Origin of the sequence: Chryseolinea sp. H1M3-3, assembly GCF_029360725.1 — a bacterium.
Classification (GTDB): domain Bacteria; phylum Bacteroidota; class Bacteroidia; order Cytophagales; family Cyclobacteriaceae; genus Chryseolinea.
This window is the reverse complement of the sequence record NZ_JARKMY010000002.1, coordinates 435,233-456,005: the sequence shown is the minus strand read 5'-3', so window position 1 is coordinate 456,005 and position 20,773 is coordinate 435,233. Positions and strand designations below refer to the sequence as shown.

At 41.6% G+C, this 20,773-nt stretch carries 19 protein-coding genes and 1 riboswitch; of the genes, 12 read left to right on the top strand and 7 right to left on the bottom strand.

Translation table 11 applies throughout. The features are described 5' to 3' along the window. Positions 1 to 54: 54 nt before the first annotated feature. The 4 genes from P2W71_RS09450 to P2W71_RS09435 all read left to right on the top strand — a co-directional run bounded on the left by P2W71_RS09450 (position 55) and on the right by P2W71_RS09435 (position 5,272). Positions 55 to 441, top strand: a complete 387-nt coding sequence (locus P2W71_RS09450) for a group III truncated hemoglobin (RefSeq protein ID WP_276370099.1) — start codon at positions 55 to 57, stop codon at positions 439 to 441. A 154-nt stretch (positions 442 to 595) separates the two neighbouring features. Further along, positions 596 to 2,920: a cbb3-type cytochrome c oxidase subunit I gene (locus P2W71_RS09445; RefSeq protein ID WP_276370096.1), complete on the top strand. Its 2,325-nt coding sequence runs from the start codon at positions 596 to 598 to the stop codon at positions 2,918 to 2,920. Between the two features lie 106 nt (positions 2,921 to 3,026). Beyond that, complete coding sequence (locus P2W71_RS09440) at positions 3,027 to 4,847, top strand: hypothetical protein (protein WP_276370094.1); 1,821 nt, start codon at positions 3,027 to 3,029, stop codon at positions 4,845 to 4,847. Positions 4,848 to 4,927: 80 nt separating this feature from the next. Further along, positions 4,928 to 5,272 carry a hypothetical protein gene (locus P2W71_RS09435; RefSeq protein ID WP_276370091.1) on the top strand — a complete coding sequence of 115 codons (345 nt, stop codon included), beginning with the start codon at positions 4,928 to 4,930 and terminating at the stop codon, positions 5,270 to 5,272. 44 nt (positions 5,273 to 5,316) lie between these two features. On the opposite strand, the gene P2W71_RS09430 is transcribed toward P2W71_RS09435, so the two are convergent. The 3 genes from P2W71_RS09430 to ric form a co-directional block, all read right to left on the bottom strand. Next, positions 5,317 to 5,862 carry a Crp/Fnr family transcriptional regulator gene (locus P2W71_RS09430; RefSeq protein WP_276370089.1) on the bottom strand — a complete coding sequence of 182 codons (546 nt, stop codon included), beginning with the start codon at positions 5,860 to 5,862 and terminating at the stop codon, positions 5,317 to 5,319. Between the two features lie 94 nt (positions 5,863 to 5,956). Further along, positions 5,957 to 7,807 carry a hypothetical protein gene (locus tag P2W71_RS09425; RefSeq protein ID WP_276370086.1) on the bottom strand — a complete coding sequence of 617 codons (1,851 nt, stop codon included), beginning with the start codon at positions 7,805 to 7,807 and terminating at the stop codon, positions 5,957 to 5,959. A 21-nt stretch (positions 7,808 to 7,828) separates the two neighbouring features. Then, a complete protein-coding gene (gene ric / locus P2W71_RS09420) occupies positions 7,829 to 8,551 on the bottom strand; it encodes an iron-sulfur cluster repair di-iron protein (RefSeq protein ID WP_276370085.1) in 723 nt (240 codons plus the stop codon). A gap of 378 nt (positions 8,552 to 8,929) precedes the next feature. Here ric and P2W71_RS09415 point away from each other — a divergent pair, with 378 nt between their 5' ends. The 7 genes from P2W71_RS09415 to P2W71_RS09385 all read left to right on the top strand — a co-directional run bounded on the left by P2W71_RS09415 (position 8,930) and on the right by P2W71_RS09385 (position 16,057). Continuing rightward, on the top strand, positions 8,930 to 10,000 hold the full coding sequence (locus P2W71_RS09415) for a PAS domain-containing sensor histidine kinase (protein ID WP_276370080.1): 1,071 nt from the start codon (positions 8,930 to 8,932) through the stop codon (positions 9,998 to 10,000). 121 nt (positions 10,001 to 10,121) lie between these two features. Further along, positions 10,122 to 12,251 (top strand): cytochrome-c oxidase, cbb3-type subunit I, encoded by a 2,130-nt coding sequence (gene ccoN / locus P2W71_RS09410; protein WP_276370077.1) that lies wholly within the window; start codon positions 10,122 to 10,124, stop codon positions 12,249 to 12,251. A 21-nt stretch (positions 12,252 to 12,272) separates the two neighbouring features. Beyond that, entirely contained in the window at positions 12,273 to 12,470 is a 198-nt protein-coding gene (locus P2W71_RS09405) for a cbb3-type cytochrome c oxidase subunit 3 (protein WP_276370074.1), read from the top strand. Between the two features lie 8 nt (positions 12,471 to 12,478). Further along, positions 12,479 to 13,402 (top strand): cbb3-type cytochrome c oxidase N-terminal domain-containing protein, encoded by a 924-nt coding sequence (locus tag P2W71_RS09400; RefSeq protein ID WP_276370070.1) that lies wholly within the window; start codon positions 12,479 to 12,481, stop codon positions 13,400 to 13,402. A gap of 41 nt (positions 13,403 to 13,443) precedes the next feature. Continuing rightward, entirely contained in the window at positions 13,444 to 14,931 is a 1,488-nt protein-coding gene (gene ccoG / locus P2W71_RS09395) for a cytochrome c oxidase accessory protein CcoG (protein ID WP_346659953.1), read from the top strand. A gap of 12 nt (positions 14,932 to 14,943) precedes the next feature. Further along, a complete protein-coding gene (locus tag P2W71_RS09390; protein WP_276370067.1) occupies positions 14,944 to 15,372 on the top strand; it encodes a FixH family protein in 429 nt (142 codons plus the stop codon). Position 15,373: 1 nt separating this feature from the next. Then, the gene (locus P2W71_RS09385) at positions 15,374 to 16,057 is read left to right on the top strand and encodes a sulfite exporter TauE/SafE family protein (RefSeq protein ID WP_276370064.1); all 684 of its coding nucleotides are present in this window, start codon (positions 15,374 to 15,376) and stop codon (positions 16,055 to 16,057) included. Between the two features lie 30 nt (positions 16,058 to 16,087). Here P2W71_RS09385 and P2W71_RS09380 read toward each other — a convergent pair whose 3' ends face one another. Then, positions 16,088 to 17,149 carry a response regulator gene (locus tag P2W71_RS09380; protein ID WP_276370062.1) on the bottom strand — a complete coding sequence of 354 codons (1,062 nt, stop codon included), beginning with the start codon at positions 17,147 to 17,149 and terminating at the stop codon, positions 16,088 to 16,090. Further along, on the bottom strand, positions 17,146 to 18,405 hold the full coding sequence (locus tag P2W71_RS09375) for a PAS domain-containing sensor histidine kinase (protein ID WP_276370060.1): 1,260 nt from the start codon (positions 18,403 to 18,405) through the stop codon (positions 17,146 to 17,148). The genes P2W71_RS09380 and P2W71_RS09375 overlap by 4 nt, the downstream gene beginning before the upstream one ends. Positions 18,406 to 18,467: 62 nt before the next feature. Between P2W71_RS09375 and P2W71_RS09370 the strand changes: the two genes are divergently transcribed. Next, positions 18,468 to 18,929, top strand: a complete 462-nt coding sequence (locus P2W71_RS09370) for a universal stress protein (RefSeq protein WP_276370057.1) — start codon at positions 18,468 to 18,470, stop codon at positions 18,927 to 18,929. A gap of 10 nt (positions 18,930 to 18,939) precedes the next feature. Here the strand turns inward: P2W71_RS09370 and P2W71_RS09365 are convergent, their stop codons facing one another. Then, positions 18,940 to 19,887, bottom strand: a complete 948-nt coding sequence (locus tag P2W71_RS09365) for an NADP-dependent oxidoreductase (RefSeq protein ID WP_276370055.1) — start codon at positions 19,885 to 19,887, stop codon at positions 18,940 to 18,942. Positions 19,888 to 19,976: 89 nt separating this feature from the next. After that, on the bottom strand, positions 19,977 to 20,411 hold the full coding sequence (locus tag P2W71_RS09360; RefSeq protein ID WP_276370053.1) for an Hsp20/alpha crystallin family protein: 435 nt from the start codon (positions 20,409 to 20,411) through the stop codon (positions 19,977 to 19,979). Positions 20,412 to 20,504: 93 nt separating this feature from the next. Next, positions 20,505 to 20,643, bottom strand: a riboswitch (TPP riboswitch). Positions 20,644 to 20,773: the final 130 nt, after the last annotated feature.

Here is a 20,773-nt window from a genome sequence, read left to right as displayed (position 1 = left end):
CGACTTTCAAGTTAAGTAAACAACAAACAAGCATCAGGAACAATTAGAGGGGTTATGGCTAATTTTGCGAAAGAGATGAAAATTGAAAAAAAGGATATTCTGCAGCGGAAGGATATTAAAACAATGGTTGATAAGTTCTATGACAAAGTAAAGTCAGATGAATTATTGGGACCTGTATTTAGTCATGTCGATTGGCCCCATCATTTGCCCACCATGTATAACTTCTGGAGCTCGATGCTTTTAGGCGATCAGACCTATAGGGGTAATCCATTGCAAAAACATTTGCCCCTTCCTATTGAAAAAAAACATTTCGGCCGTTGGCTTGAACTCTTTAAAGAAACTGTTGACGAAAATTTTATCGGCGAAAAAGCCGATGAGGTAAAAATGCGTGCTGATACGATTGCCAATGTTTTTCAATATAGAATGGGTTTGAATGCTTAAGGTTTTTAACATCCATCACCCTAATCACCCCATCGGCAATTACCTTCAAAGTTAAGTTCAACTTTTACGTTCTCATTGCTTTTAGTGCTCTTATGACCTGAATCATAGGAGCACTTTTAATACACGGCTATTTTGAATTCCATAATCTAACCCTATGGAACCAAAAAAAGGATTTATTCATTTCTTAATGAATCCCAAGAAGTGGTGGATACCACTTACTATCATCTTCATTGTAAGCATAACCGGTGTCGGAATCATCGGATATGAAACGTACTATGAAGCTCCACCCATTCCCAACTTTACGAATGAAGAGAATGAATCGGTATTCTCACAAGATGAGATACTGGAAGGCCAGGCTGCTTTTCAACGGCTTGCCCTTATGGACTACGGAAGCATGTTCGGAGATGGTGCAAACCGCGGACCTGATTTCACTGCACAGGCTCTCCATCAGCTTACAATCTATTTGACTGAGTACTATGGTAACGAACCGGATTTAAGCAAACTGGCATTTCTCGGAGTGAAGGAGCAGGTAAAACGGGATTTACGGCAAAACCGGTACGAGTCCTATACCAACCAAGTAAAATTGACACCCGCTCAGGAATATGCGACGCAACGCCTGGTAGATTTTTATAAGGTATACTTCACAACGGACAGTGACCAACAGTCATTAAACGCGTCCTACGTTGGCGGTGAGGAGGTAACAAGAAAATTAGCTGCCTTTTTCTTCTGGGGTGCATGGGTATGCAGCGCAGAACGCCCAGGCCAAAGCTATAGCTACACGCACAATTGGCCTTTCGATCGCGACGCTGGAAATCTTCCGGGTACTCCAGTCGTTATTTGGACCATTGTAGGCTCGCTAGGGTTGATGATAGGCTTAGGTATTGTGCTCTTTTATCATGGAAGACTGGAAAAACTTAATGACCGTACCTTTCTGGATAATTCAGGTCCTCTATTGACACAGAAAGGTGTTGAAAATTTTGCACCTACTGTTTCACAACGGGCTACCTATAAGTTTTTTTATGCCGCAATTATTGTATTCTTATTCCAGGTTATTGCAGGTATCATGACCGTCCATGACTTTGTAAACTACACTGTTTTTTTTGGTTATGATTTGCGTGACCTTTTCCCAATTACTATTAGCCGTGGGTGGCATGTACAATTATCACTGTTGTGGATATCAGCATGCTGGATAGGTGCTTCTCTTTTTATAACGCCATTCATTGTCAAAGAACCGAAACATCATACAAGGTACGTGAATACTATTTTCTGGATGGTGGCCGTATTGGTGGTCGGCTCAGTGGTAGGAATTTATATAGGTCCAATGGGCATTACGAAGTATTGGTACTGGTTAGGTAACCAAGGATGGGAATATGTAGAGCCAGGCAAAGTTTGGCAAGGTTTGTTATTTCTTTCCTTTTTGTTGTGGGCTATAACTTTGTACAGAGCTTTAAAGCCAGTCATTTCTTTAAAGCAACCCTGGGCGCTTCCCAACTGGCTTGTATATACCACCGTCAGTATCCTGGTTTTGCTGATATCAGGATTTATTGCTACACCCCGAACTAATTTTGTAATTGCTGACTTCTGGCGATGGTGCGTAATACACATGTGGGCTGAAGCATTCTTTGAAGTGTTTACAACGGTGTTGGTAGGCTACTTTATGGTATTAATGGGATTGGTGAGCAAAGAGTCGGCGGTTAGGGTAATATATCTTGCAACGCTATTATTCCTCGGTTCAGGATTACTTGGAATATCTCATAACTTCTACTGGAATGCCAAACCCGTAGCTACAATGGCATTAGGTTCAGTCTTCTCAACGCTTCAAGTGGTTCCGTTAATTCTGCTCACATTGGAAGCATGGCGTTTTCAGAAATTGCCAAAGCTTGCCATCGATTCAATCGCGAGTAAAAACGGAAAACACAGCATCACAACCTTCGGGTTATCCGACGTTTTTTTATTCCTGGTGGGCGTAAATTTTTGGAATTTCTTTGGCGCCGGTGTAATGGGCTTCATCATCAATCTTCCACTTGCCAACTATTATGAGCACGGTACATACCTGACGGTTAACCATGGTCACGCCGCTTTAATGGGACTTTATGGAAATCTTTCGCTTGCCGCAATTCTGTTTTGTTTGAAATTGCTATCGGACGTAAAAAAATGGAGTACAATGCTGGTTAGGTTGTCGTTCTGGTCCATAAACATTGGCCTGATGCTGATGGTACTATTAGATCTTTTCCCTGCAGGGATCCTGCAATTTCAAGCAGTTTTGGATCATGGTTTATGGTTTGCCCGTTCGAATGAGTTTATTGATCAGGATAGTTTTCAAACACTTACCTGGTTAAGAATTATCGGAGGCTCCATATTTACCTTAGGCGGCGTTCTTCCCTTGGTATTTATCGTCATAAAAGCATCCTTGAATTTAAAATCTATCAATCAAACGACTTTCACAAGTCAACCAGCCAAAGCGGAGGTAACGATTTAAAATCTAACTTGAAATCTCGTTGATCAATGTTCCCCTGGCCTATGATTTAAATCATATAAGGCGACCTGGCAATTCTGCAACTTTGAACATTTAACGAAAACGTTTCATGAATACATCTCCGCATACTTTTCACATTCCCGTCATGGGATTGGCATATACAGTAGATACACCTCTTAAAGTTGCTCGGTATGGAATTAACTCAGTGATTTCAATAATAGAAGACAAACTCATTGAGCTGATGCGAAAACACTACTATGAGAAATCAGGTATACCGTTCCATCCGATCCCTTCAACGGAAAATGATTATCGCGCTAAAAGAATTACAGATTACCTCAACCTGGTGCATCGCATTATCACAGATCAATTTCAAGCGCTAAAAACATCAGACTTCTTGCCAGGATCGGATATTGTCAAATATTTCGAGCTGCTACCAGACAACAGTAAACTGAAGGTCGCGTACACACAAATGCAAACGCTGGAAGATAAAGTTGAAAAGGCAGTTCTTGCTAACCGCCTCCGCGATCAAATGCGACCCGGACGAATCGATGTCAACATCATGACGAAGGTTGATAAAAATAATTATGACAAAGATGGTAATGTGTTGACGGATTCCTCCGATGCCTTGGCTGCACTCCGCGGGTATGCCCTCAGTGACTTAACAAACTCCTCCATCGTATTTTCTGCCGGCTTGAATCCGCGGTTGTTTAACTACCTTGACAAATTTCATGCATTTCAGCCGAAAGGCTTCGGTGACTTTGATAAAAAAATAATTATTAAAGTAAGTGATTTTCGATCAGCCATGATTCAAGGAAAGTATCTCGCAAAGAAAGGTATCTGGGTCAGCGAATTCCGAATCGAGTCAGGCTTGAATTGTGGAGGGCATGCCTTTGCCACAGATGGAAGTTTATTGGGTCCTATTCTCGAAGAGTTTAAAGAAAAACGCGACGAACTTTCTGCGTCATTGTTCACGCTTTTCAACCCTGCTGCAAAAGAAAAAGGTTTTCCGCTTTTTGAAAAACCCCATCCTATTAAGATATCCGTGCAGGGTGGAATCGGTACTTACGAAGAAGCTAGTTTTTTATCCTCACATTATGACATTGAAAGCACCGGATGGGGAACTCCATTTCTACTTTGTCCTGAGGCCACCACTGTAGATGATCCAACCCTATCACTATTGCGCGATGCGCGGGAAAAAGATGTTGTGCTAAGTAAAAACTCTCCCTTGGGAATAAGATTTAATTATTTAAAGGGTACGAGCGCTGAAAAAGAAAAACTGGCGAGAATAGCAAAAGGCAAACCTGGAAGCCCGTGTACCGAAAAGCACCTCGTCTCTAATACCGAATTTACAAAAGAACCGATTTGCACTGCTTCACATACTTATCAGAAAAAGAAAATTAAACAACTGCAACAATTAAACTTACCTGTTGAGGAATATGAAAAGAAGTATAATGAAGTCGTTGCCAAAGAATGCCTTTGTATTGGATTAACGAATGCCGCTATTATCAATTATAAATTACCCCCGATTAAAAAATTAGAGGCAGTCACCGTCTGTCCCGGCCCTAATATTGCTTATTTCGACAAGGTAGTCTCCCTTAAAGAAATCATCGATCATATTTACGGCCGCACATCCATTATAAGTACGTCTGAACGTCCACACATGTTTATCAAGGAATTAGTCCTGAACATTGATTATCTAAAAGAGCAAATTAATGACCTCCAGGAAGCAAATGACAAAATACTGAAAGACCTTCAAGGATTTTGTCGCAACCTATTAGCGGGTGTTTGGTACTACCGAAATCTCTCTGATCGAATAGTAAAACAGGCGAAAGATATCTTCTTGCAGCAGCTACAAGGTTACGAAACGGAAATACAAGCATTGTTGCAGGGAATTCAAATACAATCCCAAAAGCAAAACTGCAATGCCTGATTTTTGTCATGTGAATTGAAAGTGTAGTTCCATAACATTGCTCCTGAAACGAATTTTTTGAATGTTTAAAGTTCTACAGGATGAAACATAATACGGCATTGATTTTTTTATGCTCGGGGACAACGAAACTTACCGATAAAAAACTTTCACACAAAATCGCACTTCACCTCGTCGACATAGGGGTTGGTGAGATCGGCACGCTTGCTGCACTTTCTTTACAGCATGGTAACGAAAGCGGTCACCGCAGGAAAATGATTTTTATTAATGATTGCAATTCATCTTGCGTCAAGTTATTAACACAAGGCTTTGATAACACAGACTATCTTTACGTTGATGTTGCCGCTTACATGCGTGATGCAGATTTTGATATTTACCAATTTTCAGAAAAGGAAATCATATCAAAGATCAATTGGGTAGAATGCTGAATTTAGCTTCCAAATGCGTAGAAACAGTCTATTAACAGCTCGAACTAAAATCTGATTTTACGACCATCCAAGCTTAGTTTCTTTTCCTTTTCCATTTTCTTCACAGTCCTTATAACGGTCTCTACTCTTAATCCACTCATGTCAGCAAGTTGCTGACGAGTATAGGGAATCAACACCGGCGAACCTGTACTGTTTTTAGATTTATAATATTTAAGCAACGAAAGGATTCTGTGTTCGGGTTCGTAACTGGAAATCTCTGAAAGCACCATGGACTTGTAGCGTAATCGCTGACAAAGAACCTGATCCATCTTAAGGTGCAGCTCAAAATTTTCTTTAAGCATCTGAAAAAAATAATCACCAGGCAATCGCCAGACTTTAGCGGGTTCAAGGGCACCTACACTTCCCGGATATGGAAATTTGCCGATAAGTGCGGGCTCTCCAAAACTTTCACCAGGGCCAAAAATGCCTTGAATGAATTCCTGTCCGTCCTGATTTGCACTGTACATTTTAACAGAACCGGATTCAACCTGGAAATAATCAGATGCCACATCCCCTTCGTGACATAGAAGCTGATCTTTACGAAGGCTCACAAGCTTTGCGTGATACTTTTCTAGAGTTTTAGATGGAAACACTTTCCTCCTTTTTCGGAGAAAATTAGTAATAATATATGACTTTCTGTGGGTGTTATACGATCGCACACGCACCCCCCGCACAAGCTGCCTCCGCTTGTAAATCTGTCAAGTCATCAGCTTCAATGACGTTGGCGAGATCTAACGCGCGCAGGCTTTTTTCGAGTATCTCAAATTCTTGCTGTGTAATATCCTCAAATGGTGCCTGCATGTAATTACCGCTGTCAAATGGTAAAACACTCAGTCCATTATATGAAGCTTTGTTTTCCCACATCCATGTTCCCACTTTTTGCCAATCTTCATTCTTAATGCTTACAGTTGCAGATACATTGTTTGCATTGCTTCCGTTTCGATACCCATTACGCACCCACTCGGTATTAAATTTCTTAATGCGTTCCAACAACTGCATTACACTTTCACTTCGGACTATGGAGTTTCCGGGAGCCCTCTGAGGAATGCGAATAGCCCCTTGGCGCGGATTTAATAGATCATCTTCAATTAATTCAGGGTGGTTGTTTTTCAGGTATTCATATAGAGCTTCATTTTTCCCGATCCTGACACGTCGCAAGTAATAGTCATTGTGCCAAGCGTGAATCCCGGAAGAAGTTCCCAATACGATCGACGAAGTGCCAGACGGTTTAATTGTTGTACACCGCGCAGCAAACTGAATGTTAATCTGCTTTGAAATTTCAAGATTGACTTTTTTAACAACTTCGGCTACTTCCTTTAAATCCTTATCCAGGATCTTGCCACTTGCTATGCCCGTCATACCTACGCCAATCAACGCTTCGCTCTCAGTGGTTGTCTTCCATATTTCCCGCAGGTAATGAAAGTTGGTAAAGCCTGCCTGGAGTGTGCCAAAAAATGCAGCTGCTCCAGCCCGGGCGTTGAGGTCTTCCTGAGATTCAATATCTGAAACATTAATCTCACAGAGATTACAGAATTGGAACGGTCTTAACGCTATCTCGCAGCAAGGATTCGTTCCCCAGTCTGGATGATTTGTAAAATAGAAGCCCGGTTCTCCTGATCCCGAAAGTTCAATTTTTTTCCAAAGCTCAAAAAAAGCCTCTTTGGATTGTGATTCTCTGTGTAATACTACAGAGTTGTTCGCCCGGCCGCGTTGCTCATTCAGCTCCCACCAATTACCGAACTTACACGTTAGCATCTCTTCATCGCCGAAAGAGAAAAGTGAGATCATAGCCGATCTCCGGATGCCGCCCGCCAGAACCGCATTCGCAATGTGACACATGATGTCGTGGCACTCCAGAGACGTCAATTTTTCTCCGTCTTTTTTTCTATCAAGTATCGCCGACACATGAGCAACACAAATCTTCAAAGGCTCAGGCCCCGGTGCTTTTCCGCCTGCCGTAACGAGACGTGCACCCTTAGGACGTATGTCTGAATAATCAAAATCAGGAATGTAATCACTAACTCCAAAGTACCCTTTCATCAACACTTTTATGCAGTCTGCCCATCCCTCCAAGCTATCGCCAACCAAAAACCTTCTACGCTTCGTGGCTTTGTTAATGGAGGGAAGTTGTTCTACATGATCTGTCTGTACCGAAAAACCAACACCCGTGCCGCCCAATAGTAAAAACATCGCCTCCGAGAATGCACGAATATCATCAACAGGCATATAGGCACAATTATAAATGCGGCTATTATTTCTTTCGATGGCCACACCAGCAAACTGCATGGCACGCATAGATGGTAACACATGCTTATCGAGAACAAATTGAAGCTGTCTTCGAATGTCTGTCTCAAGTGCGGGATAACGATTGATTAACATTGAGGCATACCGTTCACAGATTTCCGGCCACAATTCTCTCCGTTCCAGTTCCGGAATGTACCTAGAATATTTCATGTGGATAATCAAATCGCTGAGGATTTGCTGATTAAGTTCCATTCGAAAAAATATTAAATGCTGCTACCCTAAAATTTCTCTGTTCTTCATTCTTTTAAATAGAATGTTATTTTCTAAATGAATGTGACGCGTCAGATCGTTGTCAAATTCACGAAGCTTTTTGTATGTTATCTGAAATGTTGGGCAGGCAAAATCTGGAGGTGTATAGTTTTGTGAAAGTGTTCTTATTCGTTTTATCAAATCACCGGCATGGTCATGTTCGTGTTCCATGGCTGATATCGGAGATTGAATAGCACCAGCAAGTGGATGATCCGCATGCATTTGTGATTCCAATCTTTTAATAGCAGGAAATAACACAAACTCTTCTTTTTTCATGTGACTGGTTAGTTCTTCAGCGAGATCCGAAAAGTCTTCGCGGATAGAAAGCAACTCGAGGGTATCACTTCCGTGCGCAGCACATACCTTATCAAGTAATGCCTGGATCTCAGGGATTGCATCCTCTACAAAACTATGATGATTTTGAACAATAAAATCTATCAACAGCGATGAACTCCATCGCTCCGGACGAAATGCTTGCGAAATATCCGCTCCTTTCGTTTGCTCAATCTCTTGTTTGACTTTCAAAGGATTCAATCCGATTCTCAAACAAGCCTCTTCAAGACTACGGTGTCCGCCACAACAATAATCAATATTGTATTTTTCAAATACGGATAATGCCGAAGGATATGCAACAGCAAGTTCGGCAACGGTAGGACCTTCTAGGGAATTATTTGTTGGTGCGCTCATAGAAATATGTTTTGTTTCATCAAATTTATGTTCCGTGTATTTTTTCTCTTATGATTCAAATCATAACCTCCCAAAAACAGCTTTCCAAACACTGAGAGACGTGGTTCAAACATCCATTAGGAAATACAAACAGATTGCATCTCTTAAAAAATTATATCAAAGCGAAGCAAGAATCCAACGCCTGTTTTTCCACGATAAATACTTTTATCACATAAGCCGAACGATAACTAAAAGGGCACCGTTATATCTGTGAACTAAAAAATAAAGACTGATAAAAATCAGTTTCCAGGCTAACAAAACTCAAGTTGAACATTCATTTTTGAGTCTAACTTATTTTGACATAACTCTATACCTAAGCGCAACAGGATATTTTTTTTTATGAAGGCATTGTTTAAGACAATTTTTGAATCTGCTCCTGACGCCATCGTTGTTGTAAATCAGAAAGGCTTAATTACACATTTTAATATTCTCGCAAAAAAAATGTTTGGTTATGGTGATGAGGAATTTACCGGAATGGAAATTGAATCCTTGATTCCAAATTCGCTTTCAGAAAAGCATCGAGGTCATCGGGCCGCGTTTGTGAACAATGCACATCCCCGGGAAATGGGAAAGGGAATGGAACTCGTTGCCAAACGGAAAGATGGCAGTGAATTCATCGCTGAGATCAGCTTGAGTCCGGTGTCAATCGATGATCAATTATTTATTTCAGCCGCGATTCGTGATGTATCGGAAAAAAAAGAAATCATGGATCAATTAAAAAACCAACAGATTTTATGCAGCGCACAAAACGATCGACTTTTAAATTTTGCTCATATTGTTTCTCACAACTTACGATCCCATGCAAGCAATTTAAAAGTGATGTTAGAGTTTCTTGAAAACGCATCAACCTTAAAAGAGAAGAAGGACATTATGACGCATTTAAAAGCTATTTCCTTAGGACTTACGGAGACGATAAAAAATCTGAACGAAGTAGCTTCGATGCAAGCGAATTCCACTATCAATAAAGAAACACTCAATCTTAAGAAATACATCATAAAGACATCAGAAATTTTGGTGGGTGATATTAATGCGAAAAGTGCCACGATCAATAACAATGTATCCGAAGAAATTAATTTGTACTACAATCCCGCATATTTGGAGAGCATCCTGTTGAACTTCATGTCCAACAGCTTAAAATACAGTGATCCCAGGCGCAAGCCTGTCATCACGCTGAATGCTGCTTACCATGAAGACCGACTTGTATTGGAAATATCTGATAATGGGCTGGGAATCGATTTAAAAAAATACGGTAAACAACTGTTCGGTCTGCATAAAACCTTCCATGGAAATAAAGATGCCCGCGGCATTGGTCTTTTCATTACCAAAAATCAAGTTGAATCCCTCGGTGGAAAAATTGATGTACAGAGTGATGTAGGAAAAGGAACTACTTTCAAAATTTTTCTGAGCTAGAACATCCGCTTTTTCTGTATCACTGACAAAAATCAGTTCCCGTTCTAAGGCATGTCATGTTTCAATTTTCACTTCCGATCTACTTTTATCCCGTAAAATTTTTGGTGATAACCCATTAACTATGGAATTAGAAAAATTCAGCTACGACAACAAGATTGTCAAGGCGTTTATGATTGCTACAGTCATTTTTGGATTGGTAGGGATGCTGGTAGGATTGACTGCGGCGATCCAACTGGTCTATCCGATCTTTAACTTTGACACACAGTACACAACATTTGGGCGAATTCGACCGCTTCACACGAACGCCATCATTTTTGCTTTTGTGGGCAATGCGATGTTTGCTGGTGTGTATTACTCCATGCAGCGTTTGCTTAAAACCAGGATGTTTAGCGATACATTAAGCTGGATCCATTTCTGGGGATGGCAATTAATTATTGTTGCTGCGGCCATTACACTTCCGCTGGGGATGACAACCTCTAAAGAGTATGCTGAACTGGAGTGGCCGATCGACATCGCCATTACCATTATCTGGGTAGTTTTTGGATGGAACATGATCGGCACAATTATAAAACGCCGAGAGCGCCACATGTATGTAGCCATCTGGTTTTATATCGCAACCTTCGTAACGGTAGCGGTATTGCACGTTGTCAATTCATTCGAAATGCCGGTAACGGCATTTAAAAGTTACTCATGGTATGCCGGGGTGCAAGATGCATTGGTACAATGGTGGTATGGTCACAATGCCGTTGCATTCTTCCTCACCACGCCGTTCCTCGGACTCATGTATTACTTCCTGCCCAAGGCTGCTAACAGGCCGGTGTATTCTTATCGTCTTTCCATCATTCACTTTTGGTCACTAATATTCATTTATATCTGGGCCGGTCCTCACCATTTGCTTTATACTTCACTTCCTGACTGGGCGCAGTCACTTGGTGTGGTTTTTTCTATTATGCTGATTGCACCATCATGGGGTGGTATGCTTAATGGATTAATGACCCTTCGTGGTGCCTGGGACCGTGTACGTGAAGATCCTGTTTTGAAATTTATGGTAGTCGCCATTACCGCATACGGTATGGCTACGCTGGAAGGACCGCTGTTATCTCTAAAAAATGTTAATGCTATAGCTCACTTCACTGACTGGATCGTAGCTCACGTTCACGTTGGGGGATTAGGCTGGAATGGATTCCTGATTTTCGCAATGTTGTATTGGGCTGTACCACGGATGTGGAAGACAACACTTTATTCCACTAAGCTGGCCAACACACACTTTTGGTTAGGTACACTAGGTATCATTTTCTATGCGCTGCCCATGTACGTATCTGGTGTTGTTCAGAGTTTAATGTGGAAAGAATTTAATGCGGAAGGTTTTCTTGTATACAAAAATTTCTTAGAAACAACTGTTCAGATTCTCCCTCTTCATGGTTTACGTGCGATCGGTGGCGCGTTCTATCTGACCGGTGCTATTATAATGACTTATAATCTTATCAAGACTGCCTATGCAGGAAACTTTGTTGCCAATGAAGAAGCGGAAGCAGCACCTTTGATGAAAGAATATGTGGCTGCAAGAAATGCCGGATGGCATCACCGCGTATTGGAACATAAACCTGTACTATTTACAGTTTTAACGTTAGTAGCAATACTTATCGGCGGTATCATCGAGATGATTCCAACTTTCCTGATAAAATCAAATGTGCCGACCATATCAAGTGTAAAGCCATATACGCCACTTGAGCTTCACGGCCGCGACATTTACATACGTGAAGGTTGCGTAAACTGTCACACACAAATGGTTAGACCTTTCCGTTCTGAAACGGAGCGCTATGGAGAATATTCAAAAGCTGGCGAGTTTGTTTATGATCATCCGTTTCTTTGGGGATCAAAACGTACAGGGCCAGATCTGCACCGCATCGGTGGAAAATATTCCAATAGCTGGCACTACAATCATATGCTAGCACCTGATGCAGTATCAACCGGATCGATTATGCCCGCTTACCCCTGGTTATTTGAACAAATTATTAACAAAGATCAAACGCCAGGAAAGATAAGTGCACTGAGAACAATTGGCGTACCCTACGCTGCCAATTATGAAAGCCAGGCAAACAATGATCTGGAAAAACAAGCAGGAGAAATCGCTGGTACCTTAAAGGCCGATGGTATTGAAGTACCCGACGATGCGGAAATCATTGCATTGATTGCTTACCTGCAACGATTAGGACAAGACATCAAAGGTGAAAAGCTCGCCGGTCAATAGAAACTATTAAAATTATTCATCATGTATAAAAATGTTCTCCAGGGTATTGACAACATAGCCATATGGCCGGTCATTTCCTTTATAATCTTTTTTGCCTTTTTCATTGGACTTCTGTGGTGGGTATTCACAACAGACAAGAAGCTTATCGATAAAATGAAATCAATGCCGCTCACGGACGATAGCAAGGACGAGAATGAAAGAAACAGGACGATTAAATAATTGATGTTATGAAAAAAGTATTGTTTTCGATAATAATTTTTAGCGCTGCTGCTCCTGCGTTTGCTCAAGAAGTTGCTGAAAAATCTTTTTGGGATGATCCCATCAATGATCCGTTATTGCCCTTTTATTTGGTAGTAACCTTTCTCACAATTACAGCAATTATAACTGCAACGGTAGGTATATACCTCGTTAAAGTGTTGAACACGCTCGCAGGGCAGGCGGAAAAAGAAAAAGCTCAAAAGCTCGGAAAGGCTTATGTTCCAAAACCATCCTGGTGGTCAAAGTTGGTACAACGTCTGAATGCATCGGTTCCTGTAACGGAAGAAAAAAATATCGAGCTCGATCATAACTATGATGGTATAAGGGAGCTGGACAATCACCTACCGCCGTGGTGGACATGGCTTTTTTATGGAACGATTGGTTGGTCTGTCGTGTACATCATTGTATTTCATTTTATGCACAGTCTTCCTCTTTCGCAGGAGGAATATCAAAATGAATTAGCGCAAGCTGAAGAACAAGCCCGACGCATTAAAGCTGCACGCCCGGAAACCGTCATCGACGAAAACACGCTTGTATTCACGCAAGATGCAGCGTTGATAGAAAAAGGAAAATCCGTGTTCATGAACAACAGCTGCGGCTCATGTCACCGCAATGATGGCGGTGGTAATAACATTGGGCCGAATTTAACGGATGCCTATTGGCTGCACGGCGGCGATATTAAGAATGTTTTCGCGACAATTAAAAACGGCGTAGTCGAAAAAGGAATGCCTGCATGGGGAAAATCAATGAAACCAGAGGACGTACGAGATGTAACCTTTTTTGTAATGAGTTTAAAAGGTACTAATCCCGAAAACGCAAAAGGCCCACAAGGTGAAATATTTACACCGCCTACGGAAAAAGCGGATACAACAAAATCTCAGGCATCACTTTAAACGAAAAGCGGTGTCGTTAATCAATCAATGAATCTACGGAAATGGATGGAGCTGTAAGAATGAACATAAGGAAGGAGCGCTTAGCGAAAAGTGCCGGCGTTCCAATGGAGGAATTTGTAGATGAAGAATTCCGCGATAGCATTGCCACCGTAGACGCAACGGGTAAACGTCTTTGGCTTTATCCAAAGAAGCCCTCAGGCAAATTCCACAATTGGCGCATTCTTGTTACTGTGATTTTGCTTTCGCTGCTTTTCAGTGGACCATTTATTAAGATCAACGGACAGCCGCTGCTGTTGCTGAATGTCTTTGAACGAAAGTTCGTCATTTTTGGCCAAGCATTCTGGCCACAGGATTTTGTATTACTGGCGGTAACACTTATTACTTTTTTCGTTTTTATAATTCTGTTTACGGTTGTATTTGGTCGTATCTGGTGTGGATGGCTTTGCCCTCAAACGCTGTTCATGGAAATGGTGTTTAGAAAAATTGAGTATTGGATTGAAGGTGACGCCGCTGCCCAAAAAAGACTCGACAAAGCACCGTGGGATTTTACCAAATTGTATAAGAAAACGCTTAAACACACCATATTCATTTTAATCTCAGTGTTGATAGCCCATACGTTAATGGCTTATCTTATTGGAATTGAAAAGACGATGGAAATTGCCAGCCACTCCCCTGCTGAAAATATTGCAGGGTTCGTTGGACTTGTTTCCTTCACCGGAATTTTCTATGGGCTCTTTGCAAAATTCAGAGAACAAGCATGTATCGCCGTTTGTCCTTACGGACGGTTACAAGGTGTTTTGCTGGGAAAGGAATCGATAGTGGTAGCATACGACTGGCTGCGTGGTGAGCCACGCGGACACCTTAAGAAGAATCAACCTGTGGATCCTAACCTGGGCGATTGCATCGATTGCCGTTTATGTGTCCACGTTTGCCCTACCGGGATAGATATACGCAATGGTACGCAATTGGAATGCGTCAATTGCACGGCATGTATGGATGCGTGTGACGAGGTGATGATTAAAATCGGAAAGCCCGAAGGATTAATTCGTTATGCTTCTGTCAATTCCATTACTAAAGGGATTCAAAAAGTCATCACTCCAAGAGTGATGGGTTATTCTTTCGTTTTGCTCGCTTTGGTAGGCCTGCTTGGATTTGCTCTTATAACACGGTCTGATGTTGAAACGACCATATTAAAAGTTTCCGGAACATTGTATCAACGTGAGCCGGGCATGATTACCAATCTTTACAATGTTGAATTTGTTAATAAAACTTTTGAGGATTTACATCTCGAAATCAAGGTCGAATCACCTGCCTATGCGACTATTAATAAAGTAGACGGCAAAGGGATCGTTGTTCCAGCGGAAGGGATGGTGAAGAGTGTATACTTTATTAAAATTCCAGAGGAAAATGTCAATAAGGCGCGCACGGTTGTAACACTAGGCGTATATGAAAAAGGGAAATTAGTTGAAACAGTAAAAGCCAAGTTTATCGGGCCAGTGACAAAGGCATCCGATGCAAAGAGAGACTAAAATAACATGATTATGAATTGGGGAAAATGGATTATCGTAGCGTTTATCGCATTTGCAGCATTTATAGGATCTTTGGTAGCAGTGTGCGTAAAGCAAGACATAAGCTTGGTTTCTAAAGATTATTACAAAGAAGAATTGGAATATGAGCGTCAAATGGTGCGAATGAAAAATGCTTCTCAATTACAGACAAGACCGGAGATCTCTGTAAAACAGGGGACACTTGAAATTGCGTTCGACCGCTTTAGTGAAGTTGAAAATGGCGAGCTGAATTTATTCAGACCTTCTGACTCAGCAAAAGATAAAAAATTTGCGATAAGTAAAAACGCTGGGTTAGTACAAACCTTTTCAACGGACATGCTGCAGCCAGGGATGTACCGGGCAAAGATGACATGGACTATGAACGGTGAAGAATTTTTTCTAGAAAAAATAATTTACATTTAATATGATAGTCACTGCGTTAGTCATGGGTTTCGCCGGAAGCCTGCATTGCGTTGGCATGTGTAGCCCATTGGCAATGGCTGTCAGTAACATGAATCCGCAGGCAGTTCTTAATAGAAGCGTATATAACGCCGGACGCCTTCTTACTTATGGTGTTTTAGGATCCCTGGTAGCCAGCGCCGGATACCTTTTGCCTATGTCAAAATACCAGAACCTGGTTTCAATACTGCTGGGAATTGCTTTGTTGCTAGTGGGGGTTGGATTACTGAAGCCGAATATCCCAATATTGTCGAGGGCTGTGGGAAAATTTGCTACCGTGATTAAAAATCTCTTCTCGAAGTTTTTGCGCCAAAAAAATCATGGAGCAGTTTTCTTACTAGGTACTTTAAATGGCCTACTTCCATGTGGCCTGGTCCTCATTGCGCTCTCTTATTGTCTAACCCTTCAATCACCGCTACAAGGTTTTTATTTCATGGTGATGTTTGGTGTGGGTACCCTCCCCGTTATGTTAGGTCTAACCAGCATCATCCCTTCACTCATAAAACGATTCCACTTCAACTTGCACTACATCACCGCTGGAATGCTAGTGGTCTCTGGTGTCCTATTAATTGCCCGTGTATTTTTTATACATCTTCCTCATCACGCTTCCGTTCAGGAAGGGATAATTGATATTGTGCTCTGCCGTTAGACGCAGCCTAAATTCAGCGTTGCTCAACGATTACCTCGCAACGTTCCAGCGTACGACTTTTTCAAGTTTAGCTGGCTGAAGGATTTTTATCTTGCCTCCTTCGGTTTCGATAAGCCCTTCATCTTTGAAGTCTGATAGAACACGAATAACCGATTCGGCTGCGGTACCTACCATTTTTGCCAGGTCATCGCGCGATATTGCAATGACAGATTTCGAATCCTTCAGGGTCTCCGCTTTGAGTAACGCTTCCGCCGTTCGCTGACGTACGGAGTTGTAAGCGAGGTTAAGCAGCTGTACTTCACGTTCAGCAACTTTTTTACACAAGAGGCTGATAAAACTTTTTGAAACGTCTGGGTGATTTTGAATCATCAACATAAAGTCGTGTCGCGGAATGGTGACGAGCTCCGTATCCTGCATCGTCACCGCGGATTCTTTATAATTGGTATTTTCTAGAATTGCTTCGAAACCAAAAAAATCGTTTGCCACATACAGGTTCATGATTAATTCTTTTCCATCGGGATTAGATTTAAACGTCTTGACATTCCCCGATTTGATAAAAAAGACATTTAACGGAAGATCTCCCTCTGCGAAAACCTCGGTCTTCTTTTTCAGGGACTTAACTTTCTTGTCTTTACCGAGGTCTTTGAAGTTTAATACCTGCTGTGCATCTTTAATAAAATTATCCAAACCCTCTGCACTGGCTTCATATTGTCTTTGTTGCATAGCATTTTTTCGCAACCGGACTTCTATCGCGTTAAGCAGATCTGTGTCGTCAAAAGGTTTCGTAAGATAATCATCGGCACCCAGAGCCATACCTTTTCGAATATCTGATTTCTCCGTTTTGGCGGTGAGAAAAATAAATGGAATTCGGGCGGTCTCGTCTTTCTTGCTGAGAATATGCAATACACCATATCCATCCAATTCCGGCATCATGATGTCACAGATAATCAAGTCCGGTTTCTCTTGCTGAGCAAGTTCAACGCCGACTTTTCCATTAGGTGCGGTTAATACTTTATAGTTGGCTAGCGAAAGAATTTCTTCCGTGTTTTCCCGAACCTCGAGGTTGTCTTCGATTAAAAGAATCTTTTTCATAAGGATTTATTAAGGGGCAAAGCGATTGAAAATGTACTACCCTCACCATAGCGGCTATTGAACGTGACGCTACCTCCCAACAAATCTGCATAGCGTTTAACAATGTTCAAACCCAGTCCGGTTCCCTGCGTATTGCCTGCATTGCTGGCCCGAAAGAACCGGTCGAACATGTGTTTAAAATCATCTTCCGGAATACCAATGCCTTCGTCTTTAACATGAAACGTGATTCTATCGTTTTGCAAGCTGCAATTCACAAATATTTTTTTTCCCGCATCTGAATATTTGCTTGCATTGGAGATAAGGTTAAACAAGATGTTGCGTAAAATACGGGCGTCGGTTTGGAATTCTACTTTTGTATTACATTTAATTTCAATATCCTGGCCTGGCTTTAATGTTTCCACGAGTTCTTCTCTTACCTCGGTCAAAAAATCCGTCAAGGATACTGACTCCATGTTAATTTCGATTCGCCCTTCTTCTAATTTTCCTAACGACAAAAAGTCGTTCAGTATCGACGTCAGGTGAGTGACCGAAGATTTAATCCGCGCCACATGTTTGGTAACCTTTTCTATTTCTCCCTTATCTTTATATTGACTGATAAGGGAAGCTGAACTCAGCACAGCGCTTAAGGGTGTACGAAATTCATGTGAAGCGATGGAAACGAACTTTGATTTAAGTTCGTTTAATTCACGCTCTTTTTCAAAAGCCTTTCGAACATCTTCCTCCGCTCGTTTTCTTTCCCGCACTTCTTCTTCCAGCTTGATGATGGTATTGTTCAATGCCTGCGTACGAGCCTCCACTTTCTTCTCCAACTCGGCCGCATACACCAACAGTTGTTCCTCACTGCGTTTTAGCGCCTCTTCTGCTTTCTTTCTTTCTGAAATATCGCTGATAAAAGCCATCACTAACAATTGGCCTTTCACTTTGGTAAAGCTTAAACTAATCTCTACAGGGAATTCTGATCCGTCCTTTCGCAACGCCTGAAGATCACGACCAAAACCCATCCGTCGAGGTTCAGGGTGTTGATTAAAGCTTTCCCGAAAAGTTGTATGCCGCCCGCGATAGCGGTGTGGCAAAAGGCTTTCCAAATGAGCACCGTTCAACTCATCTTTACCATAACCAAAAATTTGTTCGGATACAGGATTAGCAGCAACGATTTTTCCAGCATCGTCGACAATAATTATTCCTTCCGACATGCTTTGGAAGATTTCTCTGAAAGCGTCGCTATCAAGTATGGGGATGGTACCGTTGGGAAACATAGGGCCCGTAAGATAGCATACTGCAATACATGATAAAAATCATTTTTCAACTTGATTAAAGTTTGATTTTAAATTACGCATACAAATTAAGTTTGTATCGTAATGAGGTGTATCTAAGTATGGCGGCGTCTGTTTTATGTATAATTGATTTCTCTGAATCTTCCCGAAAGGCCTTGCAATGGGCTATAGCACATGCTGCGACCCATAAATCGCATTTGACTGTATTATACCCCTATCGGTTAACAAGAGCTCAATATGGAGAAAGCGCGATAGCGTTGCGCAAGAAAATTGAAGAGGAAGCCCATAAGAGTTTCCAGCTCTTGGAACAAGATTTATTGGCGAACCAGAAAATTTCGTACGATTTCAAGACAGAAGTTGGTTTTATCGCAGACCGCGTAGAAGAACACACAAAGCGTCATCCCGTGATCTTTATGGTCATTAATAAAAGTATTAGAAAAGGCAATAGAGAATCGTTCGATGAATTGGTTGAGGACACCGAGATTCCCCTCGTAATAATTCCATAGTCTCTCGAGATTACGCGAAAGATTTCTTTACTTCAATGGCAATTTTCCCAAGTATTTTTTCTTTTTCTTTCGCTTCAAACGCTTCCTTGGTTTGCTGTAGCGGGTAAACTTCTGCAATATTGATTTTCAATACGCCCGTCTTTATCAAATCCGTAATTTTGCCTAGCTTCTTTGAATCCACCTTAGTTGTTTCAAGAACCGCTCGAACCCCAAATTTTTTCATTAAGGCTTCGTCAGGTCGTGACAACATAGATACAAGAATACCGCCGTGTCTTAAAACCTCAAATGACTTTCGATAAATCTCACCACCAACCGTGTCGAGAACAGCGTCGTAGTCATGTAGCAATTCTTCGAATGCTGTCGACTCATAATCAATGACGCGGTCGGCTCCCTGGTCTTTAACATATTGAATTCCCTTGCCAGTAGCTGTCGAGGCAACGTATGCGCCTAAATGCTTTGCCAGCTGGATCGCAAAGGTGCCGATTCCGCCTGATCCCCCCTGCACTAAAATGCGTTGGTTCTTGGTTAATTTCATGTGTTCTACTAGCGCCTGGTACGCACTGCATGCCGCTAACGGCGTAGCCGCCGCTTCCGTAAAACTTATATTGTCGGGCATACGGGCAATGGAATCTTCGGGCGTCACTGCATACTCAGCAAACGCGCCACTGCCTTTTCGTATAAATGCAGCCTGCCCATAGACTCTATCTCCAACATGAATGTGTTTGACGTTTTCACCGATCTCAACAACCGAACCCGCAAGGTCAAATCCAGGCGTCAATGGATGATCTGCTGCGTTTTGATAAGCTGGATCTGCTCGTAACAATTTAGAATCTATGGGATTAAGGCTGGCGGCATGTACTTCCACCAAAACCTCACCCTTACCTGGAAAAGGAATGGGGATGTCTTCCAGTTTTAAAACTTCCGGACCTCCCATTTCGTGTACTTTTATAGCTTTCACTGCGTTTGCTTTAGTTACTAATTCAATGACTATCAAAAGCATAGTGTACCCTCAAGGCATTGCCAAAAAATGACAACACCCTCATCTTTCTATTTAATGTCGATAGGCTTCTTGGATGTGTCCGTTTTAAGATTCTTTTTTTGCAATGTCAAGCGCAAGATGCCGTTCTCATATTTTGCGTCAATGCCGTCCTCGTTTATGTTGTTTGGTAAACTGAAGGACCGGGAGAACGACCTGTACTCAAATTCCCGACGGGTATAGTTGATGTCGGTCTTTGCCTCTTCCTTTTTGTTTTCTGCAGCTATGGTTAGCATATTGTTCTCAAGTGAAATATTAAAGTCATCTTTATTGAACCCAGGCGCTAACACTTCCACATCATACGCTTTGTGAGATTCCTTAACATTTACCGCGGGTATTGTTCTGGTGGCAACAGTTGGAAAGTTGAAAAACTTTTCATCATCGAGAAAATCCGATAACAATGATCCTCTCGACGCGGGCCAATTAGATTGTCTTAATAACGCCATAATTTATCCGGTTAAGTGTATAATTGAATTTGAATCATCATTATACCATAAAAAAGATAAGAGGCTGTCGAACTTAGTGATAAATTAAGACAGCCTCTTAGTTAATCTCGTCCTTTCGCTGGTATTGTCCAGATCAAGTTTTTAGGATATGATCTCAGATCCGAATTAATATCAGAAACCAGATTTATCATCGTAGTCCTGATTTATATCGTATCACTCCTCAGAGATTTAACATTTTAACACTAGTAAATATTATGCCATGTTAGGAAAGTCCATTTCAAAAAGCTACAGGCCGATACGAAGAAAATCAGCGTGGAAATTTTTGGATAGACTGTGGTGAAAGGAGAAATAGATTTCACTTG

Excerpts from the sequence above, each read along its gene's own strand:
- P2W71_RS09450 (WP_276370099.1), top strand. The coding sequence starts at position 55 with ATGGCTAATTTTGCGAAAGAGATGAAAATTGAAAAAAAGGATATTCTG.
- P2W71_RS09445 (WP_276370096.1), top strand. The coding sequence starts at position 596 with ATGGAACCAAAAAAAGGATTTATTCATTTCTTAATGAATCCCAAGAAG.
- P2W71_RS09440 (WP_276370094.1), top strand. The coding sequence starts at position 3,027 with ATGAATACATCTCCGCATACTTTTCACATTCCCGTCATGGGATTGGCA.
- P2W71_RS09435 (WP_276370091.1), top strand. The coding sequence starts at position 4,928 with ATGAAACATAATACGGCATTGATTTTTTTATGCTCGGGGACAACGAAA.
- P2W71_RS09425 (WP_276370086.1), bottom strand. The coding sequence starts at position 7,807 with ATGGAACTTAATCAGCAAATCCTCAGCGATTTGATTATCCACATGAAA.
- ric (WP_276370085.1), bottom strand. The coding sequence starts at position 8,551 with ATGAGCGCACCAACAAATAATTCCCTAGAAGGTCCTACCGTTGCCGAA.
- P2W71_RS09415 (WP_276370080.1), top strand. The coding sequence starts at position 8,930 with ATGAAGGCATTGTTTAAGACAATTTTTGAATCTGCTCCTGACGCCATC.
- ccoN (WP_276370077.1), top strand. The coding sequence starts at position 10,122 with ATGGAATTAGAAAAATTCAGCTACGACAACAAGATTGTCAAGGCGTTT.
- P2W71_RS09405 (WP_276370074.1), top strand. The coding sequence starts at position 12,273 with ATGTATAAAAATGTTCTCCAGGGTATTGACAACATAGCCATATGGCCG.
- P2W71_RS09400 (WP_276370070.1), top strand. The coding sequence starts at position 12,479 with ATGAAAAAAGTATTGTTTTCGATAATAATTTTTAGCGCTGCTGCTCCT.
- ccoG (WP_346659953.1), top strand. The coding sequence starts at position 13,444 with ATGGATGGAGCTGTAAGAATGAACATAAGGAAGGAGCGCTTAGCGAAA.
- P2W71_RS09390 (WP_276370067.1), top strand. The coding sequence starts at position 14,944 with ATGAATTGGGGAAAATGGATTATCGTAGCGTTTATCGCATTTGCAGCA.
- P2W71_RS09385 (WP_276370064.1), top strand. The coding sequence starts at position 15,374 with ATGATAGTCACTGCGTTAGTCATGGGTTTCGCCGGAAGCCTGCATTGC.
- P2W71_RS09380 (WP_276370062.1), bottom strand. The coding sequence starts at position 17,149 with ATGAAAAAGATTCTTTTAATCGAAGACAACCTCGAGGTTCGGGAAAAC.
- P2W71_RS09375 (WP_276370060.1), bottom strand. The coding sequence starts at position 18,405 with ATGTTTCCCAACGGTACCATCCCCATACTTGATAGCGACGCTTTCAGA.
- P2W71_RS09360 (WP_276370053.1), bottom strand. The coding sequence starts at position 20,411 with ATGGCGTTATTAAGACAATCTAATTGGCCCGCGTCGAGAGGATCATTG.